The organism is Actinoplanes sp. CA-015351, from assembly GCF_050955685.1.
Taxonomy (GTDB): Bacteria; Actinomycetota; Actinomycetes; order Mycobacteriales; family Micromonosporaceae; genus Actinoplanes.
The window spans coordinates 8,128,879-8,155,713 of the sequence record NZ_CP192102.1 but is presented as its reverse complement, the minus strand read 5'-3'; the positions used below and the strand labels follow the sequence as shown (position 1 = coordinate 8,155,713).

At 68.4% G+C, this 26,835-nt stretch carries 22 protein-coding genes; 12 read left to right on the top strand and 10 right to left on the bottom strand.

What is annotated here, in order from left to right; translation table 11 throughout:
- Positions 1-18: 18 nt before the first annotated feature.
- Together mycP and eccCa are read right to left on the bottom strand one after the other, a co-directional pair.
- Positions 19-1,242 (bottom strand): type VII secretion-associated serine protease mycosin, encoded by a 1,224-nt coding sequence (gene mycP, locus ACQP2E_RS37095; RefSeq protein WP_433827602.1) that lies wholly within the window; start codon positions 1,240-1,242, stop codon positions 19-21.
- A gap of 135 nt (positions 1,243-1,377) precedes the next feature.
- Positions 1,378-5,187 (bottom strand): type VII secretion protein EccCa, encoded by a 3,810-nt coding sequence (gene eccCa / locus ACQP2E_RS37090; protein WP_433834234.1) that lies wholly within the window; start codon positions 5,185-5,187, stop codon positions 1,378-1,380.
- A 144-nt stretch (positions 5,188-5,331) separates the two neighbouring features.
- Between eccCa and eccD the strand changes: the two genes are divergently transcribed.
- Complete coding sequence (eccD, locus tag ACQP2E_RS37085) at positions 5,332-6,723, top strand: type VII secretion integral membrane protein EccD (RefSeq protein WP_433827601.1); 1,392 nt, start codon at positions 5,332-5,334, stop codon at positions 6,721-6,723.
- A gap of 491 nt (positions 6,724-7,214) precedes the next feature.
- Here eccD and ACQP2E_RS37080 read toward each other — a convergent pair whose 3' ends face one another.
- Complete coding sequence (locus tag ACQP2E_RS37080) at positions 7,215-7,724, bottom strand: inorganic diphosphatase (RefSeq protein WP_433827600.1); 510 nt, start codon at positions 7,722-7,724, stop codon at positions 7,215-7,217.
- Positions 7,725-8,954: 1,230 nt separating this feature from the next.
- Here ACQP2E_RS37080 and dacB point away from each other — a divergent pair.
- The 6 genes from dacB (at position 8,955) to folE (ending at position 16,416) form a co-directional block, all read left to right on the top strand.
- Complete coding sequence (dacB, locus tag ACQP2E_RS37075; protein WP_433827599.1) at positions 8,955-10,724, top strand: D-alanyl-D-alanine carboxypeptidase/D-alanyl-D-alanine endopeptidase; 1,770 nt, start codon at positions 8,955-8,957, stop codon at positions 10,722-10,724.
- A gap of 61 nt (positions 10,725-10,785) precedes the next feature.
- Positions 10,786-11,826, top strand: a complete 1,041-nt coding sequence (locus ACQP2E_RS37070) for a zinc-dependent metalloprotease (protein WP_433827598.1) — start codon at positions 10,786-10,788, stop codon at positions 11,824-11,826.
- Between the two features lies 1 nt (position 11,827).
- Positions 11,828-12,817, top strand: coding sequence for a tRNA lysidine(34) synthetase TilS (gene tilS / locus ACQP2E_RS37065; protein WP_433827597.1), 990 nt, complete (start codon positions 11,828-11,830; stop codon positions 12,815-12,817).
- 64 nt (positions 12,818-12,881) lie between these two features.
- A complete protein-coding gene (gene hpt / locus ACQP2E_RS37060; RefSeq protein ID WP_111649658.1) occupies positions 12,882-13,457 on the top strand; it encodes a hypoxanthine phosphoribosyltransferase in 576 nt (191 codons plus the stop codon).
- A gap of 299 nt (positions 13,458-13,756) precedes the next feature.
- Positions 13,757-15,772, top strand: coding sequence for an ATP-dependent zinc metalloprotease FtsH (gene ftsH / locus ACQP2E_RS37055; protein WP_433827596.1), 2,016 nt, complete (start codon positions 13,757-13,759; stop codon positions 15,770-15,772).
- Between the two features lie 2 nt (positions 15,773-15,774).
- A complete protein-coding gene (gene folE, locus ACQP2E_RS37050) occupies positions 15,775-16,416 on the top strand; it encodes a GTP cyclohydrolase I FolE (RefSeq protein WP_433834232.1) in 642 nt (213 codons plus the stop codon).
- On the opposite strand, the gene ACQP2E_RS37045 is transcribed toward folE, so the two are convergent.
- Genes ACQP2E_RS37045 through ACQP2E_RS37035 form a run of 3 tightly spaced genes read right to left on the bottom strand, consistent with a single transcriptional unit; the run spans position 16,409 to position 19,993 of the window.
- Positions 16,409-16,669, bottom strand: coding sequence for a hypothetical protein (locus ACQP2E_RS37045; RefSeq protein ID WP_433827595.1), 261 nt, complete (start codon positions 16,667-16,669; stop codon positions 16,409-16,411). The two genes, folE and ACQP2E_RS37045, sit on opposite strands and share 8 nt — an antisense overlap.
- Positions 16,670-16,685: 16 nt before the next feature.
- Positions 16,686-17,387 (bottom strand): hypothetical protein, encoded by a 702-nt coding sequence (locus ACQP2E_RS37040; RefSeq protein ID WP_433827594.1) that lies wholly within the window; start codon positions 17,385-17,387, stop codon positions 16,686-16,688.
- Positions 17,384-19,993 (bottom strand): FtsK/SpoIIIE domain-containing protein, encoded by a 2,610-nt coding sequence (locus tag ACQP2E_RS37035; protein ID WP_433827593.1) that lies wholly within the window; start codon positions 19,991-19,993, stop codon positions 17,384-17,386. Before ACQP2E_RS37035 ends, ACQP2E_RS37040 begins: the two co-directional genes overlap by 4 nt.
- 167 nt (positions 19,994-20,160) lie before the next feature.
- Between ACQP2E_RS37035 and ACQP2E_RS37030 the strand changes: the two genes are divergently transcribed.
- The 5 genes from ACQP2E_RS37030 (at position 20,161) to ACQP2E_RS37010 (ending at position 22,613) form a co-directional block, all read left to right on the top strand.
- On the top strand, positions 20,161-20,457 hold the full coding sequence (locus ACQP2E_RS37030; protein ID WP_433827592.1) for a hypothetical protein: 297 nt from the start codon (positions 20,161-20,163) through the stop codon (positions 20,455-20,457).
- A complete protein-coding gene (locus tag ACQP2E_RS37025; RefSeq protein WP_433827591.1) occupies positions 20,454-20,762 on the top strand; it encodes a hypothetical protein in 309 nt (102 codons plus the stop codon). Before ACQP2E_RS37030 ends, ACQP2E_RS37025 begins: the two co-directional genes overlap by 4 nt.
- Positions 20,759-21,757, top strand: coding sequence for a hypothetical protein (locus ACQP2E_RS37020; protein WP_433827590.1), 999 nt, complete (start codon positions 20,759-20,761; stop codon positions 21,755-21,757). The genes ACQP2E_RS37025 and ACQP2E_RS37020 overlap by 4 nt, the downstream gene beginning before the upstream one ends.
- Position 21,758: 1 nt before the next feature.
- Positions 21,759-22,043 carry a hypothetical protein gene (locus ACQP2E_RS37015; RefSeq protein WP_433827589.1) on the top strand — a complete coding sequence of 95 codons (285 nt, stop codon included), beginning with the start codon at positions 21,759-21,761 and terminating at the stop codon, positions 22,041-22,043.
- A gap of 87 nt (positions 22,044-22,130) precedes the next feature.
- Positions 22,131-22,613, top strand: a complete 483-nt coding sequence (locus tag ACQP2E_RS37010) for a hypothetical protein (RefSeq protein WP_433827588.1) — start codon at positions 22,131-22,133, stop codon at positions 22,611-22,613.
- Positions 22,614-22,616: 3 nt separating this feature from the next.
- Here ACQP2E_RS37010 and ACQP2E_RS37005 read toward each other — a convergent pair whose 3' ends face one another.
- Genes ACQP2E_RS37005 through ACQP2E_RS36990 form a run of 4 tightly spaced genes read right to left on the bottom strand, consistent with a single transcriptional unit; the run spans position 22,617 to position 26,834 of the window.
- Positions 22,617-23,219: a hypothetical protein gene (locus tag ACQP2E_RS37005; RefSeq protein WP_433827587.1), complete on the bottom strand. Its 603-nt coding sequence runs from the start codon at positions 23,217-23,219 to the stop codon at positions 22,617-22,619.
- On the bottom strand, positions 23,216-24,331 hold the full coding sequence (locus ACQP2E_RS37000; protein WP_433827586.1) for a M23 family metallopeptidase: 1,116 nt from the start codon (positions 24,329-24,331) through the stop codon (positions 23,216-23,218). Before ACQP2E_RS37000 ends, ACQP2E_RS37005 begins: the two co-directional genes overlap by 4 nt.
- Entirely contained in the window at positions 24,328-24,873 is a 546-nt protein-coding gene (locus tag ACQP2E_RS36995; RefSeq protein ID WP_433827585.1) for a hypothetical protein, read from the bottom strand. The genes ACQP2E_RS37000 and ACQP2E_RS36995 overlap by 4 nt, the downstream gene beginning before the upstream one ends.
- Before the next feature lie 5 nt (positions 24,874-24,878).
- Complete coding sequence (locus ACQP2E_RS36990; RefSeq protein ID WP_433827584.1) at positions 24,879-26,834, bottom strand: MFS transporter; 1,956 nt, start codon at positions 26,832-26,834, stop codon at positions 24,879-24,881.
- Position 26,835 lies beyond the last annotated feature (1 nt).

The window sequence follows — 26,835 nt, the reverse complement described above, 5'->3', positions numbered from 1 at the left end:
CGGTTGTCCGGCGCTTGATCAGCCGGCGCTGCCGGCGAACCGGCGGACGGTGAACGCCGCCACCAGCGCGGAGATCAGGAAAAGCGCGATCGCGATCCACCGGGCCCGGCCGCTGCCGTCGTCGACAGGCTGAGCCGGCGCGGCCCAGCCACCCGAGTTCGTCGTGGGGGCCTGGGTGACGACCCACGGCGGGTTGCTCTCCTCCGGCGCGGACTGTGCCTGGCCGGGGACGGGTGCGCTGCCGAACCGGGCAACACCGGGCGGCGGCGTGGTGTCGAGCGGGTTGTCGGTCACGAACGAGACGTCAGCGGTGAGCGCGGCGGTCGGATTGACCAGGCCGTACCCGAACTGGCCGTCCCGGCCGGGCTCGCCGCGGTCGTCAGCGGTCTTTATCAACCGGTTGATCACCTCGCCGGCCGGCATGTCCGGCCAGCGGGAACGGATCAGGGCAGCGACACCGGACACCATCGGCGCGGCGAAGCTGGTGCCCTGCACCCGCCAGTAATCGTCCGGGCCGCGGGCGCCGACCAGCTGGGTGGCCGGCGCGGTCAGCACCGTTTCCTTGCCGGTGATGGCACCCGACCACAGGGTCGTGCCGTCGCGCTCCATGCCGGCGACCGCCACGACGCCGGGCTCGCGAGCCGGGTACCACACGCCGTTGTTGTTGTCCGAAGTGGATGACGCGCTGGCGTTGCCGGTGCAGGCGATCACCACGACGTCCTTGGCGAACGCGTAGTCGAGCGCGGCGGCCAGGGTGGCGCTGGAGCCGCTGCCGCCGAGCGACAGGTTCAGCACCTTGGCACCGTGGTCGACCGCCCAGCGCACGCCCTTCGCCACGATCAGCGCGTCGTCGTAACGGTTCTCCTCGTCGAGGACGCGGATCGGGAGGATCTTGGCTTTCGGCGCGATGCCGACCACGCCGTCGTCGTCGTCGTTGCGGCCGGCGATGAACGCCGCGACCGTGGTGCCGTGACCGACCGGGTCGGTGACGCTCTCCGCTTTCGTGTCGACCAGGTCGAGACCGGGCAGCACCTGACCCGCGAGGTCGGGGTGGCTCCCGTCGACGCCGGAGTCGATCACCGCGACCGTCACGCCGGTGCCGTCCGCGTACGCCCAGGCGCCGGCCAGGTCGAGCGCCTGGAGCTGCCACTGATCGGCACGAACCGTGTCATCGGTGGTGATCACCGGCTCGGTGAGCGGCGGCGAGGCCGAGGCCGCGGCGGCCGGGGTGGCGAGCGACATCAGGCCAGCCAGTGTGGCGGCTCCCACCCGGCGCGACAGACTCAGCAACGAACACCGCCTTCGCTACGGTCGGGTGGTCAGTCGATGGAGGGAGATTACTCCCAACGGGCGGCGTGTTGCTCCGGTCCGGGACGCCTAATCGCACTCGGAGTCTGTTGATTTTGCCGAATCCCGAAACGGTGGCAGGTACGCCAGCTGGATCAGCCGCGTTCCCTCACGACGGGTCACCAGGTGGCCACGCCCTGGTGGCATCGGTCGTGCCGGAACCGTGCCGAGCAACACACCCTCCTCCGGGGAGCCGGACATCACCAGGCCGGGCGCGGAGAGTTCCCGCAGCCGCTGGATCACCGGCTCGTACAGCGCCCGCCCCGCGCCGCCGGCCCGCCGGGTGAGCACCAGATGCAGCCCGATGTCGCGAGCCTGCGGCAGGTGCTCCAGCAGCGGCGCGAGCGGGTTGACCGGCCCGGCCGCCACCAGGTCGTAGTCGTCGACGAGCACGAACAGCTCCGGGCCGGTCCACCAGGAACGGTCCCGCAACTGGGCCGTCGTGACGTCCGGCCCGGGCAGCCGGCGTTCCATGTAACCGGCCACCGAACGCATCAGCTCCGCGGTCTGCTGAGCCTGCACGCCGTACCCGATCCGGTGTTCCGAAACGGGCAGATCCATCAGGCTGCGCCGGTAGTCGATCAGGATGATCCGGGCCTGCTCCGGCGTGAACAGGGTGGTCACCGAGGTGGCGAGTGCGCGGAGCAGCGACGATTTGCCGCACTCCGCGTCGCCGAGGGCCAGCAGATGCGGATCGGCCGCGAAATCGATCGCCACCGGCAGCAGATCGGATTCGGCGATCCCGATCGGCACGCGCAGGCTCCCTGCCGGATCGCTCTCCGGTCTTGTGTACGCCACAACGGCCGGCAACAACCGCACCGGAGGAGCGACCGGTCCACGCCAGGCCCCGGCCACCGCCTTCACCAGAGCCGCCGTGTCGCCAAGCGTCGACACCTCCGGCCGGACGGTGAGCAGATGCAGTCCCCGGTCCCGATCGGCCGGATCCTCGGTCACACCACGTCCGGGCCGGCCCTCCGGAACGGCGAGGGCGGCCCTCCGGTGCACCGCGGAGTCGGCGGGATCGCCGAGCCGCAGCTCCACCCGGGAACCGAAGAGATCGCGGATCGGCGGCCGGAAATCGGTCCATCGCGATGTGGCGGCGACCAGATGGATTCCGTACGCGAGACCGCGCGTGGCCAGGTCGGTCAGCACCGGCTCCAGCTCCTCGAAGTCCGAGCGCAGCGTCGCCCACCCGTCGACGACCAGGAAGACGTGCGACCAGAACGGGGCGGCGTGCCGTTCCCGTCCGGCGAGCAGGGCCGTCATCTCGCCGGCGGTTCGGCGTACCCCCTCGGGTTCGAGACGGCCGAAGACGCCGCCGACGTGTGGCAGGTCGCGCAGACCGGCGAGGGTTCCGCCGCCGAAGTCGAGGCAGTAGACGCGTACCTCGTCGGGGGTGTGTGCAAGGGCGAGGCCGCAGACGAGCGCGCGCAGTACCGATGATTTTCCGCTGCGGGTGCCGCCGGCGACCGCGACGTGCCCGGCCGAGCCGGCGAGCTGGAGCCAGAGCGTGTCACGAACCTGCTCACGGGGCTTGTCGACGAGCGCGATCGGCACCTGGAGCGTGCCGTGCAGTGCCGGGTTCGCCACGGTCAGGCCGCGGTGCGGATCGGGTACAACCGAGCCGAGCAGATCGTCCAATGTGGCGGAGGTGTCCAGTGGTGGCAGCCACACCCGGTGCGCTGGCGGCCCTTTCCCGGCGAGGCGGCCGACCAGCACGTCGGCCAGGCTGCGGTCCGCGACGTCGTCGGCCGGCGCCTCGGTGAGCGGGATGTGTTCACTGGTCCAGGGCAGGATCCGCGGTGTGCCGGTGCCGGCTGCGCGATGCCGGCGGGACGGCCCGGAGGCGTACGCACCACGGAACCGCGCCGGCGCCTCGGTTCCGGACTTCAGAAACCCGTGCCCGGGCGAGCGCGGTAGCTCGTACGCGTCCGCGACACCCAGCACCGCCCGCGACTCCAGCGCCGAGAACGTCCGCAACCCGATCCGGTACGACAGATGCGTGTCCAGCCCGCGCAGCCGCCCGTCCTCGAGCCGCTGACTGGACAGCAGCAGATGTACGCCGAGCGAACGGCCCAGCCGTCCAATCTGGAGGAACAGGTCGAGGAACTCCGGCTTGCGCTGCAGCAGCTCGGAGAACTCGTCGCAGATCACCAGCAGCGACGGCAGCGGTGGCAGGACCGCGCCGGCGGCACGGGCCCGGTCGTACTCGCGCAGCCCGGCGAAGTTGCCGGACCGGCGCAGCAGCTCCTGCCGCCGGAGCAGTTCGCCGTCGAGCGCGTCGGCCATCCGGTCGACCATCGGCAGAGCGTCCGCCAGGTTCGTGATCAGGGCGGCGGTGTGCGGCAGCCGGTCCATCGAGGCGAACGTGGCGCCACCCTTGAAGTCGATGAGCACGAGGTTGAGGGTCTCCGGCGAGTGGGTGGCGGCCAGGGCCAGCACGAGGGTGCGCAGGAGTTCGGATTTGCCGGATCCGGTCGCGCCGACAAGCAGTCCGTGCGGGCCCATGCCGTCCTGTGCTGACTCCTTCAGGTCCAGCTCGACCGGGCGGCCGGCGGGGTCGACGCCGATCGGGACGCGGAGGCGTTCACGATTCGGTCGTGGGATCCAGCGGTGGGTTTCCGGGTCGGTGATGCCGAGCAGTTCGGCGAGGCCTGGATCCGCTGTCCGTCCTGTTTGTTCGGTGGGGTCGGTGCCGGTGTCAAGCCTCAGCGGGGTCAGTCGCCGGGCTGTCGCCTCGGCTTGAGCGGCGTCGAGCTGATCCGCGCGGCCAACTTCGGCATGTTGGTCCAGAGTGGACGTGCTGAGTGTTCCGTTCTGGGTAATTGTCATTATCAGGGTTGATTCATCCGGGAGCCTAGGTGGTGTGGTGTCCAGGTCCAGCACGGTTGCCCCGTCGAGGCTCGGGTTCAGCGGGACGCCCCAGCCGTCCTGGACGATCACCAGGTGCGGACCTGGTCGCAGGCCGTCCAGCAGGTTCGGGCTGCCGATCAGGCGCACCGGCCCGAGCGCGTCGGACCGGTCCGGATGGCCGTTGTGCGGCAGCCATTTCACCCACTCCCACGCCGCGCGAGCACCCGGCCCCGCGCAGATCGCGATGATCAGATCATCCGGCGGGTGAAAGACCGCGAGCTGCGTCAACACGGCCCGGACCAGTGCCCGGGCGGCGTCTGGATCACCCTCGGAGCGGATCAGGATCCGGGCGAAACCGCGCACCGACATCGCCACCGGAAGGTCCGGCACCACCGAGTACGCCTCCAGGAACCGCCGCAGCGCGCCCGCGGTCATCGGCTCCAGCTCGTCCGGCGGCCGGGTCTCCGGCGGCACCAGCGGGGTGGCGAGCAGCTGCGGACCCAGCCCGATCCGCACCACGCCGAAATCGGAATCCTCCGGGCGTCGCTCCCACACCCGCCCGCTGTCGACTGTGGACCAGAGTCGTTCCGGATCGGGGTGGCGATGGAACAGGCCGGTCCGCTGCGCTCGCGCAGTCTCCCGGGCACGTCGCCGCAGGCTCGCCAGATGCCGCAGGTAATCACGCCGCGCGGCGATCATCTCGGCCTTGCGCGGCGAGCCGGACGCGCTGAACGACATGGTCAGCATCGCCAGGGACGAGATCCCGAACAGGCCACCGACAACGTACGAAAAAGGTCCGCTCTGTCCCTGGCCCATCATCATCGCCATCGCGATGGTGCCGCCGAGCATCGGCAGTGCCAGCAGCCATTGGTGCCAGCGACCGGCCGGTTGCGGCGGCATCCGCGGCGGCGGATCGACGGTGAGCTCGCCGGCCGGAATCGAGGGTGCGGCGCGACGCGGCGGCCGGCGGATCGTCACCGTCCCCATCGGACCCCGATTCATCGCTCTCCGTAGCTTTGTCATCACGATGCTAGGTAGAGTTCGATGCGTTCCGCAGCATTGATTTCACGCCTGTGGACAACTCCGATATCCCCTGTGGACCATCGCCTGTGGACAGTGCGGAGGTGCCTGATGGCCGCCGGTCTCGCCCGCGTGACGATCAGCGCCCCGCAGCGCCGGGTGGACGTCGCCCTGCCCGAGCGGGTGCCCCTGGCCGAACTGCTCCCCGACGTGCTGCGACATGCCGGCGAAGATCTCGCCGACCAGGGCGAGAACCACGGTGGGTGGGTGCTCCGGCGCGCGGACGGGGTCGCTCTCGCGACCGGTCAAGGTCTTCAAACCCAGGGGGTACGCGACGGCGAGGTGCTCCACCTGGTCCCGGCACACGACGAGTGGCCGGAGGCCGAATACGACGACGTGGTGGAAGCCGTCGCCGAGGGCGCCCGCCGGCGCGGGGGGATCTGGACACCGGTGACCACCCGGACCGCCACACTGGCCGCCGCCGGGGTGCCGTTCGGCCTCGGACTGCTGGCGCTGTTCACGGCGGGCCCGGGCCTCCGCGGCAGTGATCCGGCCCTGATCGGTCTGGGGGCGGCCGGACTGCTTCTGCTCGCCGGGACGATCGCCGCCCGGGGGCACCGGCAGACCACGGCCGGCGTGGCCCTCGGCGGATACGCCCTGCCCTACGCCTTCCTCGGCGGTGCCGCCTCGGCCTTCGCCGGCGGCGCCGGATCGGTCGGCGGTTGGGATCCGCTTGCCGGGTCGCTGGCGCTGCTGGTGGCCGGGTTCATCGGCAGTCTGGCGATCACCGCCGGGGTGCGGATCTTCGCGGCCGGTGTGACCACTGGGCTGCTGGGTGCCCTGACCGCCCTGCTCGGGACGCTGGCATCACCGGGAGCCGCAGCGGCGGCACTGATCTCGGTGCTGGTCTGCGGTCTCGGCGCGCTGCCGGTGCTCGCCGTCCGGCTGGGCCGGATGCCGCTGCCACCGCTGGCGCTTCCAGCCCGTGGACCGGGCCGCCCGGACTCCGAGACTGACGAACCGCCGGACCGGGTTGCCGTGTTCGCCGCGGTCGACCGTACCGATGAGATCTTGACTGGTTTGTTGCTCGGTCATGCACTGCTCGCGCTGGTGGCGTTCGTCCTGCTCGCGCTCGAAGGCGGCCTCTCGGCACGGATCCTGACCGGCGTCTGCGCCACGGCGCTGCTGCTGCGTGCCCGGCTCTTCGTGACCGGACGGCTGCGGATCCCGCTCCTGACGGCCGGCCTCGGCGGCTTCGCCGCGCTCGGCGCCGATCTCCTGCTCACCGTGGCGTGGGACAAGACCCTGCTGCCGGGCCTGATCGGAGCGGTCCTGCTGATCGGAACGCTCACGGTCACAGCAGGCGCACGGTACGTCCACCGGCCGCCCTCGCCGTACCTGAGCCGAGCCGCCGACCTGCTGGAAGGCCTGACCGTGATCGCCGTGATCCCGCTGGCCTGCGCGGTGGCCGGCCTCTACACAGCCCTATCCGGCCTGCCCTGAACCCGAGGTCCACCCCAGCTCCGCCCGGCGCCGCCCCGCCGCGTTCTGCCGCGCGCCGCTCTGCCGCGCTTGGCCCCGCGCCGCTCTGCCGCGCGCCGCTCTGCCGCGCGCCGCTCTGCCGCGCGCCGCTCTGCCTCGGCTGGATCTTGTGGACTTCTCCGTACACGTGTGCGCGTAACTCCGCAAGATCGAAGAGGCCTGGCCGATCTTGCGGAGTTGTGCGCAAGCGGTGCGCCGAACTCCACAAGATCTGCGAAGCATCTCGCTCACCACGTCGAAACGGCACGGGTGGCCGTCCCGCAAAGTCGTGCACTCGTGGTCGATCGGCCGGCCGAACCGCACAAGATCTCCGAGCGCCACCTTGCACCGGGAAACTGCCACGACGCCCCGAAACCGCTACCGGTCCACAGATGGCGATAGTTGAGCGACCGCACCTGCGGGCTTTGGGGCACGCAGGTGCGGTCGTCAGCGGTTCAGGCGGGAGCTGTTGGTCAGTGGTGCTCGCCGTCGCCCTCGGCCTCGGCGACCTCGGCGCGCTTGAAGGAGGCGCGGATCTCGTTCTCGGCCTCGATGCGGCCCACCCAGGTTGCGCCCTCGACCGACTTGCCCGGCTCCAGGTCCTTGTAGACCGTGAAGAAGTGCTGGATCTCCATCCGGTCGAACTCGCCCAGGTGGTGAATGTCCCGCAGGTGCTCCTGGCGCGGGTCCTCGAACGGCACGCAGAGAACCTTGTCGTCGCGGCCCTTCTCGTCGGACATCCGGAACATGCCGATCGCGCGGGCACGAACCAGGCAGCCCGGGAAAGTCGGCTCCTGGATCAGCACCAGAGCGTCCAGCGGGTCGCCATCCTGGCCCAGGGTGCCCTCGATGAAGCCGTAGTCCGCGGGATACTGTGTCGCGGTGAAGAGGGTCCGGTCGAGCCGGATACGACCTGTTTTGTGGTCTACCTCGTACTTGTTGCGCTGCCCCTTGGGGATCTCAACCAAGACGTCGAAATCCATTATTTGCTCCCCTTTTGCTTGCCCGCGTGATGAGACCGGTTCGCCGGGCGGGGAAGCGGGGCATGGAACAGGGGCCCGCAGGATCCGCGCGCAACGGTGTGCCGGATGTCGCTAGTCTCCCCTAAGTCTGACGCCACGGGCGAGGAGGGGCGTGTGACGAGGCAAGATTCACATGACGACGCGGCCAATGACGGCGTGTCGAGTTCGCAATCCGGTGCCGAACAGGGTAAAGCGGCCACTGGACGGTCCGGCGTGCCCGGGTCTGACCAGGCCGAATCCGGGCAGGTGAACCCGGCGCAGCCGGTTGCTGGGCGTGCCGGGGTGCCGCCGTCGCCCGAGTCACATCGACAGCCTTTCCCCTGGCAGCAAGATTCGGCCCCGGGGGGCCAGTATTCGGCCGGGCAACAGCCGCCGGCTACTCCGGGGCGTGCGAGCGTGCCCGGTACGGTGCCGTGGCCCGGCTCACCGATCTCGGACCCGTCGGCCGGTTATGGCTGGGCGGGCAGCACTCAGCAGGTTCCGGGGCGCGTGAGCGGGCCGCCGCCTGCTTCGGGGCAGAGCCCACTGCCGCCTTCGGTGCCGTTATCCGGTCCCGGTCGTGCGTCGGTGACGCCGCCGCCCGCTTCGCCGCCGGTGGCGCCACAACCGGGGCGCGGATCGGTAACGCCGCCTCCGGCCTCACCGCCGGTGGCGCCGCTTCCCGTCACGCCGCAGTCCGTGACGCCGCAAGCCGTGACGCCGCAATCCGCAGCGCCGCAGGCCAGTCCGGGTGGCGCGGCGGTTCCGGCTTCGGCCGGTCAGGCTTCTGCTCTGCCGTCTGCTGGGCACGCTGCGGTTCCGCCGGTGGATTGGTCGCGGCCGCCTGCTGGTGGGAATGTGCTGGGGCAGCAGCCCGTGATGCCTATCGAGCAGCCGGGCTGGGCCAGTTCCCCGCCGGCCGAGCAGCCGGGCTGGGCCAGTCCGGGGCCGGCCGAGCCGACCTGGGCGAACCCGCCGCCTACCGCGCAGGGTGAGCCGACCGGTGGGAGCGGGGAGTATCCGCCCAGCGGTCCCGGGCCGGTCGGGTCGTGGAATTCGCCGCGTAGCCCGTGGGGATCCGGCCCGCCGCGATCTGCCGAGCCCGTCCCGCAGCCGGAAGCGGACGCTACGGCTCAGTTCCCTGGTGTACCGCAGACTCCGCCCGTCCCGGCTTCGCGGCCGGACGCGGGCGCGACCGCACAGTTCCCCGGTGTGCGGAACGCCGCTGCGGCGTCCGGAGCGGCCATTGCTCCTGTCGCGAATGTCAGAAATGTCGGTAACGCCAGCAACGTCCGCAACGCCAGCGACATCAGCAACGCCGGTACGGGGGCCGCCGGTGTGCCTGAGGTCAAGCCGACCTCGGGTGGCAGTTACGGGCGGGCCTCCGTGCCACTCAACATGACCCGGCCGGTCCCGCCCGCACCCGAGGCCGGGAAACGGGAGGGCGGAGACGCGCGTCCTCCCGGCGGCGGCGCAGCGGCCGCGACCAGCGACGGTGATCGCTTGGTCGAGGCGGCGCCGGTGCGCAAATCCCGTATCAAATTGGTTTCTGTTCTTTCGGTTGTGATCCTCTTGGCGCTGGTGGCGGCAGTGGGTCTGGTGGTGCGGCCGGGGCCGGTCGATGGATGGCTGGGCGCTGAGGCGGAGAGTTCGCCCAGCGTGGCGCCGCCGTCGCCGGACCCGACGCCTACGCCGGTGCTTGCCGCGGCCGAGGCCGGAGGAGCGACGCCGGACACCGCGGCGGTGCAGGAGGCGCTCGACCCGCTGGTGAATTCGAGCGTGCTGGGCAACGAGGTGCACGTCTCGGTGCTGGACGCGGCCACGTCGACCTCGCTGTACGCCAAGAACGCCGAAGTGCCGACCACTCCGGCGTCGACGACGAAGCTGCTGACCGCGGCCGCCGCACTCGCCGCCCGGGGGCCGGCCTATCGGCTGACCACCCGCGTGGTGGCCGGGGAGAACCCGGGCGAGGTTGTGATCATCGGGGCGGGCGATCCGACGATGTCGGTGGACAAGAACCAGCTCTTCCCCGGTGCGGCGCGGCTGGACAAGCTCGCCGAGCTGGTCAAGAACGCGCTCGGTGGGACCGCGGCGACCCGGGTCTTCGTGGACATGTCGCTCTATGAGGGTCCGGAGACGGCGACCGGCTGGGGTTCGAGTGACATCGGTGACGGGCAGGTGGCGCGGATCCAGCCGTTCATGACGAACGGTGGCCGGATCGAGCCGGTGCACAACGACTTCGGTGGCGACCCGCGGTACTCCAACCCGGCGAACGCGGCGGGCAAGCTTTTCGCGGAATACCTCGGTGTCACCGCGTCGGTGAAGGCCGGAACCGCGCCGAAGCTCGCGGAATCCACCGGGGCCAGTGCTGCTCCGGGCGCGTCGGCGCCCGCTGAGACCGGCTGGACGCCCGGCAAGGAGCTGGGCAAGGTCGACTCGCCGCCGCTCGTGCAGATCGTCGACTGGATGCTTCAGCAGAGCGACAACGTGCTGGCCGAGGCGGTCGCGCGGCAGGTTCCGCTCGCCGCCGGCAAGGTCGCCAGCTTCGACAGCACCGCCGAGGCGATGATCGCGAAGCTGAAAGAGCTCGGCCTCCCGGCCGAGGAGGCCAATCTGTACGACGGCAGCGGCCTCTCCCGGCACAACGGGATCAGCCCGAACATGCTGGTGCAGACCCTCGCCCTGGCGGCGAACGGCTCGAACGCCGACCTGAGTGCGCTCTTCAACGGCCTCCCGGTGGCGGGCTGGTCCGGCACGCTGCGGACCCGATTCGTGACGCCGAGTCCGAACCAGTCGGCGCAAGGCATCGTCCGGGCCAAGACCGGGACGCTGAGCGGGGTGAACACCCTGGCCGGAGTATTGATCACCAAGGACGGCCGGGTGCTGGTCTTCGCGATCATGGCGGTCGGCGGGGCGAGTGCGATCGCGGCTCGGGCCGGACTCGACAAGATCGCCGCGCGATTGGTGGCGTGCGGCTGCTGACTGACAAGACCCGGGGTTTCACCGGAGTGCCACCTGGATCCGCACGGGTACGGTGGGCTGCATGGCGCAGTTCGTTGACTGGGATCTGGCCGCCGCCACCGCGGGCGCGCTCTCCAAGACCGGCCCCGCGGTCTCGCTCGAGGAGGCCACACAGGTCGTCTCCGAGCTGCGGGCGCTCACCGAGGAGGCCGCCGGGCACGTGGCGGCCTACACCGGGCTGACCTCGCAGGTGGAGGTCCCACCGGTCCGTGTGGTGGACAGGCGTGACTGGGCCAAGGTGAACATCGCCGGCCTTCAGCGGGTGATCGGCCCGCTGGTGAGCCGGATCGCCGGTGACAAGCCGCCCGGCCCGCTCGCCGACGCGATCGGCTCCCGGGTCACCGGGGTGCAGGCCGGCAGCATTTTGGCGTACCTCTCCGGTCGCGTCCTCGGGCAATACGAGGTCTTCTCCGGCGAGCCCGGCCAGCTCCTGCTGAACGCTCCGAACATCGTCGAGGTGGAGCGCCGGATCGAGGCGGATCCCCGCGACTTCCGGCTCTGGGTCTGCCTGCACGAGGTGACACACCGCACCCAGTTCACCGCGGTGCCGTGGATGCGTGGCTACTTCCTCGGCGAGGTGCAGGCGTTCGTCGACGCGTCGCAGGGCGGCGAGCACATCCTGGAGCGGCTGCGCCGGGGTGTCGCCACACTCTCCGACGCGGTCCGCGATCCGGACAGCCGGGTCTCGATGCTCGACATCGTGCAGACACCCGCGCAGAGTGCCGTGCTTGATCGGCTGACGGCGCTGATGACGCTCCTTGAGGGGCATGCCGAGTTCGTGATGGACGGGGTCGGCCCCGAGGTCATCCCGACTGTCGACTCGATCCGGGCCAAGTTCAACAGGCGCCGGGAAAGCGGCAGTTCCCTGGACAAGGCGGTTCGCCGGCTGCTCGGCCTCGACGTGAAGATGCGTCAGTACGCCGAGGGCCGCAAGTTCGTGCACGGGGTGGTGGAGCGGGTCGGGATGGCCGGGTTCAACAAGGCATTCGAGTCGCCGCTGACCCTGCCGCGGCTGGAGGAGCTGGCCGACCCGGACGCGTACGTCGCCCGGGTGCACGGCTGACATGGCCCGGATCCCGGCTCCGGTCGCCGCGGTGCGAACCGCGGTCCGCCGCGGCCTGGCCGACCTGCCCGGTGACGCGCTGATCCTGGTGGCCTGCTCGGGTGGCGCCGACTCGCTCGCGCTCGCCTCGGCTGCCCACTTCTTGAAGCAGCAGGGTGCCTTTGACCGGGTCGGTCTGGTCACCGTCGACCACGGCCTGCAGGAGGGCTCGGACCGCCGGGCCCGCTCGGTGGCCGCCTGGGCGCGTGACGCCGGGTTCGATCCGGTGCGCATCGATACCGTCTCGGTGGCCGGGCTGACCGGTGGACCGGAGGCGGCCGCGCGTACCGCCCGGTACGAAGCTCTGACCGCCGCCGCCACCGAGCTGGACGCGGCCGCGGTGCTGCTCGGGCACACCCGCGACGACCAGGCGGAGACCGTGCTGCTGGCGCTCGCCCGCGGCGCCGGCCCACGCGGGCTGTCCGGGATGCCGGGGCGGCGCGGGGTGTTCCGTCGCCCGCTGCTCGACGTGGCCCGGTCGGACACCCGCAAGGCGTGCGCGGCCCTCGGGCTGGCGCCCTGGGAGGACCCGCACAACACCGATCCGGCGTACGCCCGATCGCGTGTCCGCGGCACCGTGCTGCCGGCGCTTGTCGACGCGCTCGGCCCGGCCGTGGTGAGCAACCTGGCGCGTACCGCCTCGCTGGTGGCGGCGGACAACGAGGCGCTGGACGAGCTGGCCGGCGAGGCGCTGGAGATGGTCCGCGCTCCCGAGGGGCTGTCGGTCGCGGCGCTGGCCGGGCTCTCCGGGGCGGTCCGCGGGCGGGTGCTGCACCGGTGGGCGCGGGAGCTGGGCGCGCCTGGTGGCGCGCTGGCATACAAGCACGTGGTGGCGATGGACGCACTGGTGGCCGACTGGCACGGCCAGGGTCCGGTGTTCCTGCCCGACGGCATCGCCGTTGCGCGCCGGTCCGATCACCTCGTTCGGGTGGTTCCGGCCCATATCAAGTGAGACAAGCAGAACGGAATCCGGCCCCGTTCGACTATCGGTAACCTCCATGGGGCAGGCTTAGGCCATGGCTGATGGTTCTTGGTACGACACCGACATCGACCACGTGATCATCTCGGAGGAGCAGATCCGAGAAAAGATCGATGAGCTGGCCAAACAGGTCGCCGCGGACCACGCGGACGTCAAGGACGGCATCCTCCTGGTCTGCGTGCTGAAGGGCGCGGTCATGTTCATGGCCGACTTCGCCCGCTCGCTCGGCCGGCAAGGTCCCTCGACCGAGATGGAGTTCATGGCCGTCTCGTCGTACGGGCAGGGGACGACCTCCTCGGGTGTCGTGCGCATCCTCAAGGACCTGGACCGGGACATCACCGATCGGCACGTGCTCGTCGTCGAGGACATCGTGGACTCCGGGCTGACACTCTCCTGGCTGATGAAGTACCTGGAGTCGCGCTCCCCGGCGAGCGTCGAGGTGGTCGCCCTCTTCCGCAAGCCGGACGCGGTCAAGGTGCAGGTACCGACGAAGTACGTCGGCTTCGACATCCCGAACGAGTTCGTGGTCGGTTACGGCCTGGACTTCGCTGAGCGTTACCGGGAGATGCCGTACGTCGGGGTGCTCAAGCCCGAGGTGTACGCCCGTAGCTGAACCGCTTTCCCAGCGTGTTCACAGTAAGCGTCATTATGGGCAGTTTTGAACCGATACCGCCCATGTTTACCGGCGGGTACTGCGGGGTGCCCCTCCGGGCTCACGGGTTCGTAACCGGTACCTACGGTGTACGGTCGAGTGACCAATGGCGTGGTGTCACATGTGCCGGAGGGGCCGGGCCCGATTCACCACCACTACAAGAGGTGATCGGAAACCCGGCGGCCGCCTGAGGGCGGTGACGTTGAGGTGACCAGGACGGCCGATCAGGAGGGTCCGGGCGCTTGGCGCCCGACAACAGTATGGAACGTACGCGTTTCTTCCGCCGCCCGGTGGTCTGGATCATTCTGGTGATCATCGGCGTAGTCGCGCTGAGCTCATTCTTCACCAGTGGTCCCAGCTACCAGCGGGTTGATACTTCGGTCGCCCTCGAGCGACTCAACCAGCCCGGCATCAAGAAGGTCGTCCAGAAGGACAAGGAGCAGACGCTCCAGATCGAGCTGGCCACCGCCGAGCGATTCGACGGCAAGACCACCGACAAGATCGAGACTCAGTACCCGTACGGGGTGACCGAGCAGATCTGGGATGACATCCAGCAGGCGAAAGCCGCCGGACGCATCACCGGGACGGTCGACGCCAAGGTCTCCGGCGACAACATTCTGCTGAGCCTGCTGATCAACCTTCTCCCGATCGCGATCCTCGTGATCCTGCTGCTGCTGTTCATGTCGCAGATGCAGGGTGGCGGCTCGCGGGTGCTCAACTTCGGCAAGTCCAAAGCGAAGATGATCACCAAGGACACGCCGAAGACGACGTTCGCCGACGTGGCGGGCGCCGACGAGGCCGTCCAGGAGCTGCACGAGATCAAGGACTTCCTGCAGAACCCGGCGAAATACCAGGCTCTCGGCGCGAAGATCCCGAAGGGCGTCCTGCTCTTCGGCTCGCCCGGTACCGGTAAGACGCTGCTGGCCCGCGCCGTCGCCGGCGAGGCCGGTGTGCCGTTCTACTCGATCTCCGGTTCGGACTTCGTGGAGATGTTCGTGGGTGTCGGCGCGAGCCGTGTCCGCGACCTCTTCGAGCAGGCCAAGTCGAACGCTCCGGCGATCGTCTTCGTCGACGAGATCGACGCCGTCGGCCGGCACCGCGGCGCCGGCATGGGTGGCGGTCACGACGAGCGCGAGCAGACGCTCAACCAGCTGCTCGTCGAGATGGACGGCTTCGACACCAAGGGTGGAGTCATCCTGATCGCGGCCACCAACCGGCCCGACATCCTCGACCCGGCGCTGCTGCGCCCGGGCCGTTTCGACAGGCAGATCCCGGTGGACAACCCGGACATGGAGGGTCGCAAGGCCATCCTGCGGGTGCACGCCAAGGGCAAGCCGTTCACGCCCGACGTCGACCTCGACGCGGTGGCCCGCCGCACGCCCGGTTTCTCCGGCGCCGACCTGGCCAACGTGATCAACGAGTCCGCGCTGCTGACCGCCCGTAACGAGAAGCGGGCGATCTCCAACGAGTTCCTCGAAGAGGCGATCGACCGGGTCATCGCCGGCCCCGAGCGCCGGACCCGGGCGATGAGCGACAAGGAAAAGAAGATCACCGCGTACCACGAGGGCGGACACGCCCTGGTGGCGTACGCACTGCCGCACTCCGCGCCGGTGCACAAGGTGACGATCCTTCCTCGTGGCCGCTCACTCGGGCACACCCTGGTCCTGCCGACCGAGGACAAGTACACACAGACCCGTGCCGAGATGATCGACACCCTGGCGTACGCGCTGGGTGGCCGGGCCGCCGAGGAGCTCGTCTTCCACGAGCCCACCACCGGCGCCGGCAACGACATCGAAAAGGCGTCCGCCCTGGCCCGTGCCATGGTCACGCAGTACGGCATGAGCTCCAAGCTGGGCGCGGTGAAGTACGGCACGAGTGGTGACGAACCCTTCATGGGCCGCAACATGGGCCACGAGAAGGACTACTCCGACTCGGTCGCCGCCGACATCGACGCGGAGGTGCGCGCGCTCATCGAGCTCGCTCACGACGAGGCCTGGGAGATCCTGGTCGAGTACCGCGACGTCCTGGACAACATGGTCCTGGAGCTGATGGAGAAAGAGACCATCACCCAGGACGACATGAACCGGATCTGTGCCCGGGTGGCGAAACGCCCGCCGATGTCGCCGTTCAACGGCTTCGGCAAGCGTCTGCCGTCCGAGGCGCCGCCGGTGCTCACTCCCGCCGAGCGGGAGAAGCTGAAGGCTCAGGCCGAGGCAGACGGTCAGATCGCGGTCGGAACCAACCCGAACGCGAATGGTTCGGAAGGCAGCAACTAGCCATCGCGCACGACGAACTCGACTATCTCGCCGCCCGTCTGGTCGACGGCAAGCTCACCGGAACCCCGGTCGAGCAGGCCGTCGACCTCGGGCGGATCGAGAAAGCGATCCGGGAGATCCTCATCGCGATCGGCGAGGATCCGGACCGCAACGGTCTCGAACGCACGCCCGCCCGGGTCGCCCGTGCTTACGCGGAACTCTTCGCCGGCCTCCGGGTCGACCCGGCGTCCGTGCTCACCACCACCTTCGAAGCGGACCACGAGGAACTCGTCCTGGTCCGCGACATCGAGGTGCAGAGCATGTGTGAGCACCACCTGCTGCCGTTCAAGGGTGTGGCGCACATCGGTTACATCCCGGGCACCGACGGGCGCATCACCGGCCTGTCGAAACTGGCCCGGCTCGTCGAGGTCTTCGCCCGCCGCCCGCAGGTCCAGGAACGGCTCACCTCGCAGATAGCCGATCTGCTGATGCAGCAGCTCGGTGCCCGCGGCGCCATCGTGGTCCTGGAGTGCGAGCACCTCTGCATGGAGATGCGCGGCATCCGCAAGGTCGGCGCGCGCACTGTCACCTCAGCGGTGCGCGGCGCGTTCCAGACCGACGGCAAGGTCCGCGCCGAGGCAATGGCCTTGATAAACGCTAGATAAGGCTGCGGAACGTGTTGGCCGAGTCCATCGCGGACACGGTCAGCGCGACCGCTTCCTCCAGCCTGCTTTTCGCCTGCTCGAGATTGGCGATGGCGGTGGCGGTGGCAGGGTGGAACGATCCCACCGCTGTCATCCGCAGCAGCACCAGGGACTGATCCAGCTGATCCGATGCCTGCTGGATGCCGGCGACGGCCCGCTGAGCGCCGTCCACCGAAGCTGCGACGTTGACCTTGACCTCTTCGACACTAGCCATCGCTCCTGCCCATCTCTTAGTTGAAGAGCGCCTGTAGTCCCTGGCCGGCGCAGGTCAGCAGCACCGGCACGAGGCACACGATCACGCCGAGCACCGGGGTGCGGTCGACTTTGACACCCTCGTCCTCGTAGACGAAGCCGATCGTGGCCCACCCCAGCCCGAACGCCAGCAGCGGCATGCTCAGCGCGCACACCAGCGCGTAGTCCGGCGGCGAGCCGACCAGCAGGAACAGAATCACCTGCACCAGCAGCACCACCGCGGCGAACGGACCGTAGACCAGCAGGTTGCGACCGTAGGGCCGGTGCGGGCCGAGCGGCGCCGGGCCGATGAAAGCATGATCCGCAGCGTCGGCGGTCACGCGCGCTTCACGCAGCGCGGCAAGCACGGCGGCCGGCCCGCCGGCCACCTTCGCCATTGCCACAGCCTGGTCTTCCGGCTGCGGCGTCAGATCCAGATCGGGTACGCCGAAATCACGTGTCAATCGTGCTCGTTGCGGGGAGAGCCTCGCGCGTACCGAAGAAAGCTCTTGTCGTGCGGCCGTGACCGTCTCGGCGTGCTCGCCCGCCATCGAGCTGGCGGCCCGGCGGACGGCGTCCAGATCGCGGGCGGCGGCGAGGTAGTCCGCCCACGGGCCATCCTGCGGTGGCACAGCCTGCGGCGGGGCGGCCTGTACCGGCACCAAACCGCGCTGCTCGGCCTGTTCGGCCTGCTCGGTCATGGGGCGTCACCCTCCTCGGGAGCGAGGAACGGGACCACTGTCACGGTGCGGTCGGTGTGCCGGTCGTGCAGCAGAACCCTGTTTGCCCGGGGGTGCCAGTCCACCGGGCGGCTCAGCATCATCGTCACGTCGCTCTGCGGCACGTTCAGGAAGAGCAGGCCGGCCACGTCCTCGCGGCCCATGCTGCCGCCGATCTCCTCGCTGAACCGGCGTACGCCGCGCCACCAGGAGAGCAGGTGTACGCCCCGGCTCGGTCCCTCGCGCAGCAGTTGCCGCAGCCCGGTAAGGCTGCCCGGAGGCGCCGCGTCCATCCCGAAGACCACCCGGTAACCGGGACGATCGGCGTCCAGCTCGGCGGCGAGGCCGGCCGCGTCGACCACCACCACTTCCTGACGGTGACCGATCTCGGTGGCCAGCGCGGCCGCCAGAGCGTCGCCCTCGGCCACCAGCGAAGCGATCACGAACCGGGTGGAGCGCGGCGCGTGGCACGCAGCCACACTGCGCGCCGCCGCGTCCAGCACCTCCGCGCCGCCGCTGTGCGAGCCGAGGATCGCCAGATGCCGACCGGGCGAGGAGTCCAGTGGGAACGCGGCAGTGGAGAGGCTCACGTCGATCACACGGCCAACCAGCGCGGTCGGGCGCGAGGACCGGCCGGTCAGCGCCGCACGGTACGTCGGGTCGTCGGCGAGATGCTGGTGCGCGTAACCGGCGAAGACCTTCGGTGGCTGCGCCTCCTGGTCGCGTGCACCCCACAGGCGGTGCCGCAGGTCGCTCAGCAGTTCCTGATCGGCGTGCGGATCGGGGAACCGGACCACCCGCTCGTGGCCGCGGGTCGCGCCGCGCGGGCCGCCCAGGCCGCCTGCCGTGTTCACCACGGCGCTGCCCAGCGGCAGGCCGGCTGCCGAGTCGTTCGTCGGCTCCAGCACGTCACCGCCGCCCGGCAGCGCGATCCGCACCGGGAACTGGCCGAAGATCGAGTCACGTTTCGCGTAGAGCGCCTCGACGCCGAGCACGGTCTGGCTCGCCAGCACCAGGTGAATGCCGTAGGACCGGCCCTTGCGCGCCAGCGACTCCAGCAGTGTCACCGCCTCGGCAGCCGTCGGATCGTTGCCTGCCAGCAGCACCTGGAACTCGTCGATCACACACAGCACCCGCGGCAGTGGCTGGCTGCGGCCCTCCTCGGCCGCGACCACCCGCAGATCGGTGAAGCGCGAAACCCCAGCCCTTTTGTACGCGAGAGAGCGCCGGCCCATCTCAGCGTCCAGTTCCCGCAGGACGGCCAGGCCGTACTCCCGATCGGACTCGACGCCGACCGCGCGGGCGTGCGGCAGCCAGGTGCGATCCCGCTGCGTCGGCACGAACTCGGCGAAGGAGACGCCCTCCTTGAAGTCGAGCAGATAGAGAGCGAGCTCGTCGGGGCTGTACCGAGCGCCGAGGCCGTACAGCACGTTGATCAGGAATGCCGTCTTGCCGGCGCCGGAACGGCCACCGACCATCCAGTGCGGGGTCAGGTCGTTGAACCGCAGCACCAGCGGCACGTCGCCATGACGACCCACCACGGTCTCCAGGCCGGCCGCCGCGTCACCGCTCCACAGCGCCTCGGACGGCTCCGGGAGCAGGTCGGTGAGCGTCACCCGGGACGCCTCCGCCGAGTCGGCCGCGAGCTCCTGGCAGACCGCGTCGATCAGGCGGGCCGGCGGCTCCTCGTCGAGGAAGACCGGCGCGTTCAGCCACAGCGCACCGGGAATCGACCCGAAGGTCCCGCCCGGCGGGTCGCCGATGATCGCGAACGGGTTTCGTACCGAGATCGGGGTGGTCCGTGGCAGCGGCGCCTGCGTCGTCTCAGCGGTGAGCGGGGGAGGCGGCCAGCCGGCCACGATCAGATGCAGCCCGGAATCCGGGCCCTGCTGCGCCAGAGCCGCGATCCGGCGCAGTTCCTCGCCCTCGGTCAGTTCCGGCAGGCTGGCGATGACCACGAGCATCATCCGGTCGCGCTGCGAGCGGCGGGTGTTGTCGCCCCTTTTGCTTCGTGCTGGACGCAGCCACTTCTCTGCCTCGGACAGCACGTCCCGCAGGCCCTGGCGGTCGGTGGCCGGTGGCGACATCAGGCCGGCGTCGGCGAGCTCCTCGAAAGGCGCGAAGACCGAACCGCCGCCGACACCGTCGACCGCGCGGACCAGCAGCGAGCCGGCCGGGGCCGAAGCGAACAGGCGGACCAGCAGCGACCGCAGCAGGGCGAACACCCGCGGGTCGGTGGCGGTCGCGTCGATGGTCAGATGGCCGGTGCCGAGCAGCGGCACCACAGCCGGGAAACGGACGTCGTCCAGCGGCTGGGCGATGCCGACCCGGACGAACTGCGGAATCTGCTCGCCGCCCAGCGGTCCTCGCGGCGTCATCGCGTCAAGCGTCACGCCGAGCCAGCCGGGCACCAGCCGGGACGCCACCGCACGCAGGCGATCGGCTATCCGGTGCTGCTCCCGTGGGTCGGCCGCGGCGGGAGCGTAAGCCTCCATCGCCGCAGCGGCCGCGTCCACTGTCGCCACCGCTTGCCGGTGCAAAGCAGCGGCCTGCCGGACCCGCAGAGTCGAATCAGCCACTGCCACCACCTCCTGTCCGCGGTTAAAACCTATCCCAGGCCCGGTCGAGTGCCGCGTTGCGTACCCGGTCGCAGTTTTCGTGCCGGGTTTGACCTTCGCGTTGCGTGTTCGATTGAACTCGAAGCGTGGCGCGGGGGTATCCACCTGCACAGGGTCACGTGCATGTGGAGGCGGCAATGGACGCGAACTACGTCGTTGCGGGCGAGGCGGCCGGCGGGTGGATCCGGGTCGAGCTGACCGAGGACGGGCGGCTCTGGGACCTGTTCCTCGATCCGGGAGTGACCGCTCTGCCGGTTTCCGAGCTGCGGGACGGGCTGATCGCGGCGTTTTCGGGTGCGCAGTCGCATCTGGGCTTCTCTTGTGGTGGGGCCTTCGAGGATCAGGTCGCGGACGCTTCCGCGATGGCCGAGCGGCGGTTCGCCGAGCTCTCCACCGCGCTGTACGACATCACCCGGAGGGCGAACCGGCCATGATCGTTTTTGATACCGATGTGGTGGTCTCGGCCGGCAGCGCACTCGCCGGCGTCGCTCAGCGGATGGCCGACGACGTGGCCGTGCTGGAGAACACCGTCGCCGGCTCCGGGAACCCGTGGGGGGATGACGAGAGCGGCAGCACGTTCGCCATCGCGTATCAGGCGGTGCTCGGACATGCGCTCGGTGCGCTCGGGTCGTACGTACAGCAGATGGGTGACGCCGCACTCAGCCTGACCCTGCAGGCGCATGCGGTGGCGTCGGCCGATCAGGCCTCTGCCTTTGAGATCTCGGCCGGTGTGACATGACCATCGAGCTGCCATCCTCGCTGGTCGAGCCTCTGGAATTGATCGGTCTGAGCTGGCCGCAGGCCGACGAGGACCGGCTGCACGCCGACGGGCTCGCCTGGATCGAACACGGCACCCGGCTGCGGGCGCACCTGGCCGAGGCCGACGCCGCCGCGCGCCGGGTCTGGAGGGAGAACGAGGGCGCCTCCGTCGAGGCGTTCGAACAGTGGTGGAACGGCGGCGAAGGTCCCGGCCGGCGCCTCACCGACGCCGCCACCGCGGTCGAGCTGATCGGCGCCGGGCTGATCGCCATGGCGGGCGTGACCGTCGCGCTCAAGACCGCGTACATCGCCCAGCTGACCATCCTGTCGTTCCAGGTCGGCCAGGCCGTCGCCACCGCGTTCGTCACGGCCGGCGCCACCCTCGCCGAAGTTCCGGTCTTCGTCGCCGCCACCCGGCTCGCCTGCCGCGAACTCATCCATCGCTCGCTCCAGATGGTCGAAGGCGAAATCGCGCAGATGTTCACCCGTGCGGCGGACCTGCTCCAGCACGCCGGCAGCGCGGCCGTCGCCCGCAACGCCGGACAGCTCGCCCGGCACTTCGGGCAGAACTCCGAATTCCACCGGCTGATGCGCCAGGTCGAGCAGGCCGACGTACGCAGCCCGGCGAATGGCGCCACTTTCTACTCCGGACGAGCCGGTGACGGTACGCCGATGCGGGTATTCGCCGAGAAGAACACGGACGGGGTGACGTCAGTGACGCTGGAGAAAACCCCGGGCGGCGCCGGCTTCGACGGGCTCCGGCTCTTCGAGGACGGGTCACCCGTACGGCAGACGCAGGCCAGGGACATCTGGAGCCGGCTCTCCGAGAGGTACGCGTCAACCGCGGTGGGCGAGGTGACCGCGTTCGCGCACAACCCGCGCGCCGACGGCATCTGGAACGCTGTGGAGCGCCGGGCGCTGTTCGAGAACCCGGCAACCACCCGGCTCACCACCATCGACCCGGTCGGAGCGTGAGATGGCAGTTCACGAGCTACGCAGCCAGGCGGCGCGAACTGACAGCGGGGTGGTGCTGGGGACCGTCGACCGGGAAACGATGCGGGTGGAGTACCTGGGCCACGTCATGCACCTGCCAGTGGATCGAGGCCTTCATTCGTACGGCTTCTACCTGCCCCCTTCGCCGGTGTGGGACGACTCGGTGGCAGTCTCGGAGCAGGAGCTGGCCGTCGTGAAGAACGCCATTGTGGAGATCCAGAGGTTTTGGGGGTTCGCTGTGGACTTCCACGTTCTGGGGGTGGATTAGTGTCGCGGGTATGCGATCGGGTCCGTCTGAGGGTGGGAGGCCGAGACCGTGGTGACATCTGACGGAAGCCGGCCGGGTGCGACGGGCTTGAAGAGCGGACGGCTGAGGAGCCGCCGGGCCCGGCTGTTGTTGGCGCTGACGGCTGGGGTTTTGGGGTTGTTGTGCTTAGGCGGCGCCGGCATCTTCTTCGTCTTATACGACGACGCAACGGAGATCGATCGGACTGCCCCAGACACCGTCACAGATAGCTTTTTATTGGCATTTCTTGTAAATCGTGATGATCAGCAAGTTCGCTTGTATACGTGTGACAATCCAGATCTCGCATCCATCACGAGGCTTCGCGACGAGATGATCCAGCGGGAGCAAAAATTTGGTGTCACTGTTTCCGCCAGCTGGGGCGCGTTAGTTCGCACCTCGATTGGCGCGGGCCAGGAGGACGTCGGTACTCAATTGACAATTTCTAGCGCCTCAGGCGGAAAGCTCAACAGCAGTAGAAGTGAGGAATGGATATTTCGAGCAACTGAGACAAACGGCGCCTGGCGCGTTTGCGGAGCCACCAAGCCCTTGTAACGTCTATTCGATCCAAAGGAGGTGCGCTGGGACTTCCAAGGTCTTGGGCGTGCGGCCGTCCCAGCCCCAGCGGTACCAGTCGAGTTCCTCGGTGATCCGCGCGCAGATCTCGCCGTCGTCGCTGGTGTAGAGCTCAGTAACCGCACGAACGTCTCGCTGCTCGCCGCCATCCTCCAGCAGCCGTGCGACGCGTCGGCCGGTGAGGAAATCAGCCTCGGTAGCCGCGACTGGTGGACGTCGAGGCGGCTCGTCGAGGGAAACCATTTGCGGTTCCTTAGGGCGTGAGGCCGGTGTAGTGCCAGCCACTCCGTATTCCTCGACCCAAACCCGATCGACCGGCACCAGCGCGGCGAACACTTCAGTCTGTTCGGCCTCGGCGCGGTACCACTCGGACTCCGCCATCACCGGAACATAGGTCCGGCTTCCCTGGACCACCTTCTCGTCGGCGCGCAAATCACCCCGCCAGCCAAGCCCGGGCGAACCGATCACGACTCGCTTTCCCCGCAGCTGCCCACCCATGGTGGCCGGCGTAGGAACCACAGGCCGAGGCGCGTCCAACGCCCATTCCGCATTCATGGCGAACGGGTCCGGAAATCCGTCGCTCATCCCTCGCCGCCCAGCGCTGCCCCCTGCTCACGCATGAAACGCACCGGATCAATGGCCCCAGAGCTGGAGCGGTCATTGTTCAGATGAACCTCGAAGTGCAGGTGAGGCCCGGAAGAGTTGCCGCTGGAGCCGACCCGGCCGATCACATCACCGGCCGCGACCTGCTGATTCTCCCGTACGAATGGCTTCTGCACCATGTGACAGTAACGGGTCATGACGTTCCCGGCGTGCTGGATCTCGACCATCCAGCCGCACCCGCCCTTCCCGGGATAACCATCCACATTGCAGCTCTTGCGTCCCTTGAAGTCCTCATCGCACTTCACCATCGAAACGACGCCGCTAGCGACCGCCGCGATCGGCGTGTACTTATCGACGCTCAAGTCGACGCCCTGGTGGTTCGGACGCTCCGGACTGCGGAAGCCGGAGCCGACACCGGCTCGAAGCGGAATCGTCCAGCCCGAGGCCGCGATCTGACCGGACGCCGCGCAGATCATGGTGACCGAACTGCCGACCGCCGCAGCAGCACCGTCGGCGAGCATATTGACGATCTGGGTAGCGATCGGCTCATGCTTGGCATATGCGTCCGGGTACGCGCTGATCTGCACAGCCTGGGCAGCCCGGGTGAGCGGCATCGTCTCCCAGCCCTCGACCGTCTTCAGCTTCTCGTAGAACTTGGTGCTCGCGTAGACCGGATCCCGCACCTGCTCCGGCGTACCCCAACCCGAACTCGGCCGCTGCTGAAAGAGACCCTGCGAGTCGTGGTCATTCCGGGCACCAAGATGGCCGAGGCTGACAAGCCGAGACTCCTGCATCGCGGTAGCCACCGCGATCACCCAGGCTCGAGGCGGCATCTGAAGATCAGCACCGACATTAATGATCGTGGCAGCGTTGCGGATCTGAGTAGCGCCATAGGGCCGGATCCGCGGCAGCTTTGAGTCCGGATCGACGGGTCCGCCTTTGCCGCAGCCCAGCGCCGCGTTCAAGCTGCTCTGCTCATCATCTCCGACACCACCGAGCAGCAGAGCTGCCACAGTGCCGCCGCAGCAGAGCAGGACGAATGTCACGACCAAGGAGATCAGCAGGACTATCTTGCGAGGCCGCGGAACTCTCACGCCGACTCCCAGTCGATGCCATCGACCAGCCAGTGCCCCTCCGGTGAGACCAGCCGGAGGCTCAGCTTTCCAGTGTCCATGGTGACAATCGCGTTCACCATGGTCTCATTGACCGCCACCAACTCAGGCCGTCCGATCACACGTTCGGCCGGTACCCCGGCCGGGTCAACGCCACGGAGCTGATCCGATAGATTCTTGGTTGAGTTCGGCAGGAGTCGGTCACGCCATTTTGGGGCACTGACCGATTCGTGATTCACCCATGCTGAGGCGAAGGCATAGGCCACTGCTTCCGGCTGCGCCCGACCCGGGGTGTTCTTAGGGGTCGGGGGAGGTTCAGACGAGACAACGCTGTCATCCTCGGCCGGGTCGATGCTGATGGCAGGGGCAGGGCTAACACCGATCAATGACGGCGATGTGTCGTCCCCGTCCGAAAACACGCGACCGATACCCACTATCGCGAGAACAATCGTGATGAGAACGAATGCTACGCCCCATCGAGACCGAAAGATCCCGGTGAGGATGCGTTCGATCAGCCCAGCCACACCACTCACCGAGCCTCGGAACGTATCCGCGGGCTAGCAGGCTCCTGGGTGGTCGAGCCCGTCTCCGGCCGGTAAATCGAATACGAGGCAGGCCGTTCTGTAGCATCCGGCTCGGTCCACTCCGGCGCGGAACGCGACGATCGAGTCGGTGTGGGTATATTCCGACTTGTCCGTTCCGCGGGGACGAGTTGGTCGGAAAGTCTTTCGCTGCCGTCTGGACGAACGGCGACACTCGTGGAAGTGCCGCTGGCAGACTCGGAGCGTGTCGCTGCCGAGTGCGACGGATCTTCGAGTCGAGCTTCCGGGCGGAGGCGCTGCTGTTCGGCAAAGATAGCTCGACCGTCTCTGCCGAACAGCGGCTCCCGAGTTCCACCGTCCTCGGCGACGTCGAGTTTCGCGGCTTCACGAACATCACGGAAGAAACGGCGATGCCAGGACCCTGCTGATGCGATCGCTGCGGCGCTGTCCTTGCCGCCGAGTTGCGTGACGCGTCGGTATGGGCGAAGAAGAAGCCATCCAACGACACCGCAGAGCCAAACCAAGACAACTTGAAGCCAGCCGGGGAGGCTGGCTGTGTTCATGATCAGGTCTACTGCGAATAGATAGATCGCTGCGCCGGTGCCGAAAATCGCGATGTTGAATACCGAGGCGACAACCGCGTTTCCGAGTCGCCGGATTCCGCTGCTCGCAGGTCGTAAAAGTCCGATGGTTCCGAGAACGGGAGCTGCGATGACAGCCCAACGGAAAACAAGGAATCCTAGCAGGACCAAAATAGATGCAGTCAGATCGAACATTGCGAACATGATCGCGGCCAGGACGGCAATAAATCCGGCCCCGATTCGATCCATGCCGTTGACCCCCTGCAAATATTGGTATGCCTCAGGGTCTTCCTGCTTGATCTGGTCCGCTACTTTTTTCCACTGATCTTTCTTCTGAGTGATCAATGCATCGCGCGTCTGAGGGTTTTGTCGGAGTTTCTCGGCTTCTTGCCAAGAAATCGACTTGGCGTCGTACAGGGCGAGTCCATATTTCTTGGCGGTCTCGGTATCTGCTGAGCCCAATAGTCCGCGTAGGAAGTTGCGATACAGGATTGTTTCGGTCGCGGTGTCACTTGCTCGCACCGCGGGGGCACGGTCATCGTCGCATGCGCCAGGGGTGGGATCGTCGCATTGGCTTGGATCCACTTCCTGGGCACGTGGTCCTACCGCATCGTGAACTACGCTTAGGCTAGTGATCAGCGTTTGATCGGCGATATTTGCAGAACGAACCGGCCATGCTGCAATGGCCGTCACGACAACCATGATTAGAATGGCCCAGCCGGCAGTAGTTGTCGCTGCCCCCATGTCTGCCTGCTGCGAACGCCAGATTAGATACAGGCCAATGATGGCGAGTGTGATGGTGCCAAATACGGAGAATACTTTTTCGTACACCGCTCGCGTGGCTTCGTCGACTAGGGTGTCAGCCCAACTCCAGAGGCTTGCCGGATCCCAGGCGCGCTCCCGGAGTGCGTTTGAGGCGCCAATGATCGCCGTTGCGATCATAAACTCGCCGTTGGCGATCGTAGTTTCGACTTTATACTCAGGATCTATTAAAGTTGAGGCGCAGCCATTTTCTAGATCATAAGTCGTGTAATTATATCCCGCATATCCGTACTTGCTATAAAGACCGTCATAACCGAGCCCGTCTGAAGACTCCGGGCGTTCCGCGAACCAGCCGGCAAGGCCTGAATCCGGCGTGTTAGGGGTCGGTGGCTGAAGGCAGTCGGCACGGTCCCCAGTGACGTCAGCAAGGCGGCTGACGCAGGATCTGAAATTCCCCTGCCATTCCTCCGTGCTGCAAAGGCCACCCGGCGCTTTAGCTGGCGCCGCAAACGCTCGCTCCGGTGCCGCCACTGCCCAAGCGATCGATGCCACCGCGACGACAATCATCGCCGTTACCAGCGCCAACCCCCGCCGCACCATC

What these genes read in the sequence shown, in the direction of transcription:
- mycP (WP_433827602.1), bottom strand. Translation starts at nt 1,242, where the DNA reads ATGTCGCTCGCCACCCCGGCCGCCGCGGCCTCGGCCTCGCCGCCGCTC.
- eccCa (WP_433834234.1), bottom strand. Translation starts at nt 5,187, where the DNA reads ATGGGGACGGTGACGATCCGCCGGCCGCCGCGTCGCGCCGCACCCTCG.
- eccD (WP_433827601.1), top strand. Translation starts at nt 5,332, where the DNA reads ATGGCCGCCGGTCTCGCCCGCGTGACGATCAGCGCCCCGCAGCGCCGG.
- ACQP2E_RS37080 (WP_433827600.1), bottom strand. Translation starts at nt 7,724, where the DNA reads ATGGATTTCGACGTCTTGGTTGAGATCCCCAAGGGGCAGCGCAACAAG.
- ACQP2E_RS37070 (WP_433827598.1), top strand. Translation starts at nt 10,786, where the DNA reads ATGGCGCAGTTCGTTGACTGGGATCTGGCCGCCGCCACCGCGGGCGCG.
- tilS (WP_433827597.1), top strand. Translation starts at nt 11,828, where the DNA reads ATGGCCCGGATCCCGGCTCCGGTCGCCGCGGTGCGAACCGCGGTCCGC.
- hpt (WP_111649658.1), top strand. Translation starts at nt 12,882, where the DNA reads ATGGCTGATGGTTCTTGGTACGACACCGACATCGACCACGTGATCATC.
- ftsH (WP_433827596.1), top strand. Translation starts at nt 13,757, where the DNA reads ATGGAACGTACGCGTTTCTTCCGCCGCCCGGTGGTCTGGATCATTCTG.
- ACQP2E_RS37045 (WP_433827595.1), bottom strand. Translation starts at nt 16,669, where the DNA reads ATGGCTAGTGTCGAAGAGGTCAAGGTCAACGTCGCAGCTTCGGTGGAC.
- ACQP2E_RS37040 (WP_433827594.1), bottom strand. Translation starts at nt 17,387, where the DNA reads ATGACCGAGCAGGCCGAACAGGCCGAGCAGCGCGGTTTGGTGCCGGTA.
- ACQP2E_RS37030 (WP_433827592.1), top strand. Translation starts at nt 20,161, where the DNA reads ATGGACGCGAACTACGTCGTTGCGGGCGAGGCGGCCGGCGGGTGGATC.
- ACQP2E_RS37025 (WP_433827591.1), top strand. Translation starts at nt 20,454, where the DNA reads ATGATCGTTTTTGATACCGATGTGGTGGTCTCGGCCGGCAGCGCACTC.
- ACQP2E_RS37020 (WP_433827590.1), top strand. Translation starts at nt 20,759, where the DNA reads ATGACCATCGAGCTGCCATCCTCGCTGGTCGAGCCTCTGGAATTGATC.
- ACQP2E_RS37015 (WP_433827589.1), top strand. Translation starts at nt 21,759, where the DNA reads ATGGCAGTTCACGAGCTACGCAGCCAGGCGGCGCGAACTGACAGCGGG.
- ACQP2E_RS37005 (WP_433827587.1), bottom strand. Translation starts at nt 23,219, where the DNA reads ATGAGCGACGGATTTCCGGACCCGTTCGCCATGAATGCGGAATGGGCG.
- ACQP2E_RS36990 (WP_433827584.1), bottom strand. Translation starts at nt 26,834, where the DNA reads ATGGTGCGGCGGGGGTTGGCGCTGGTAACGGCGATGATTGTCGTCGCG.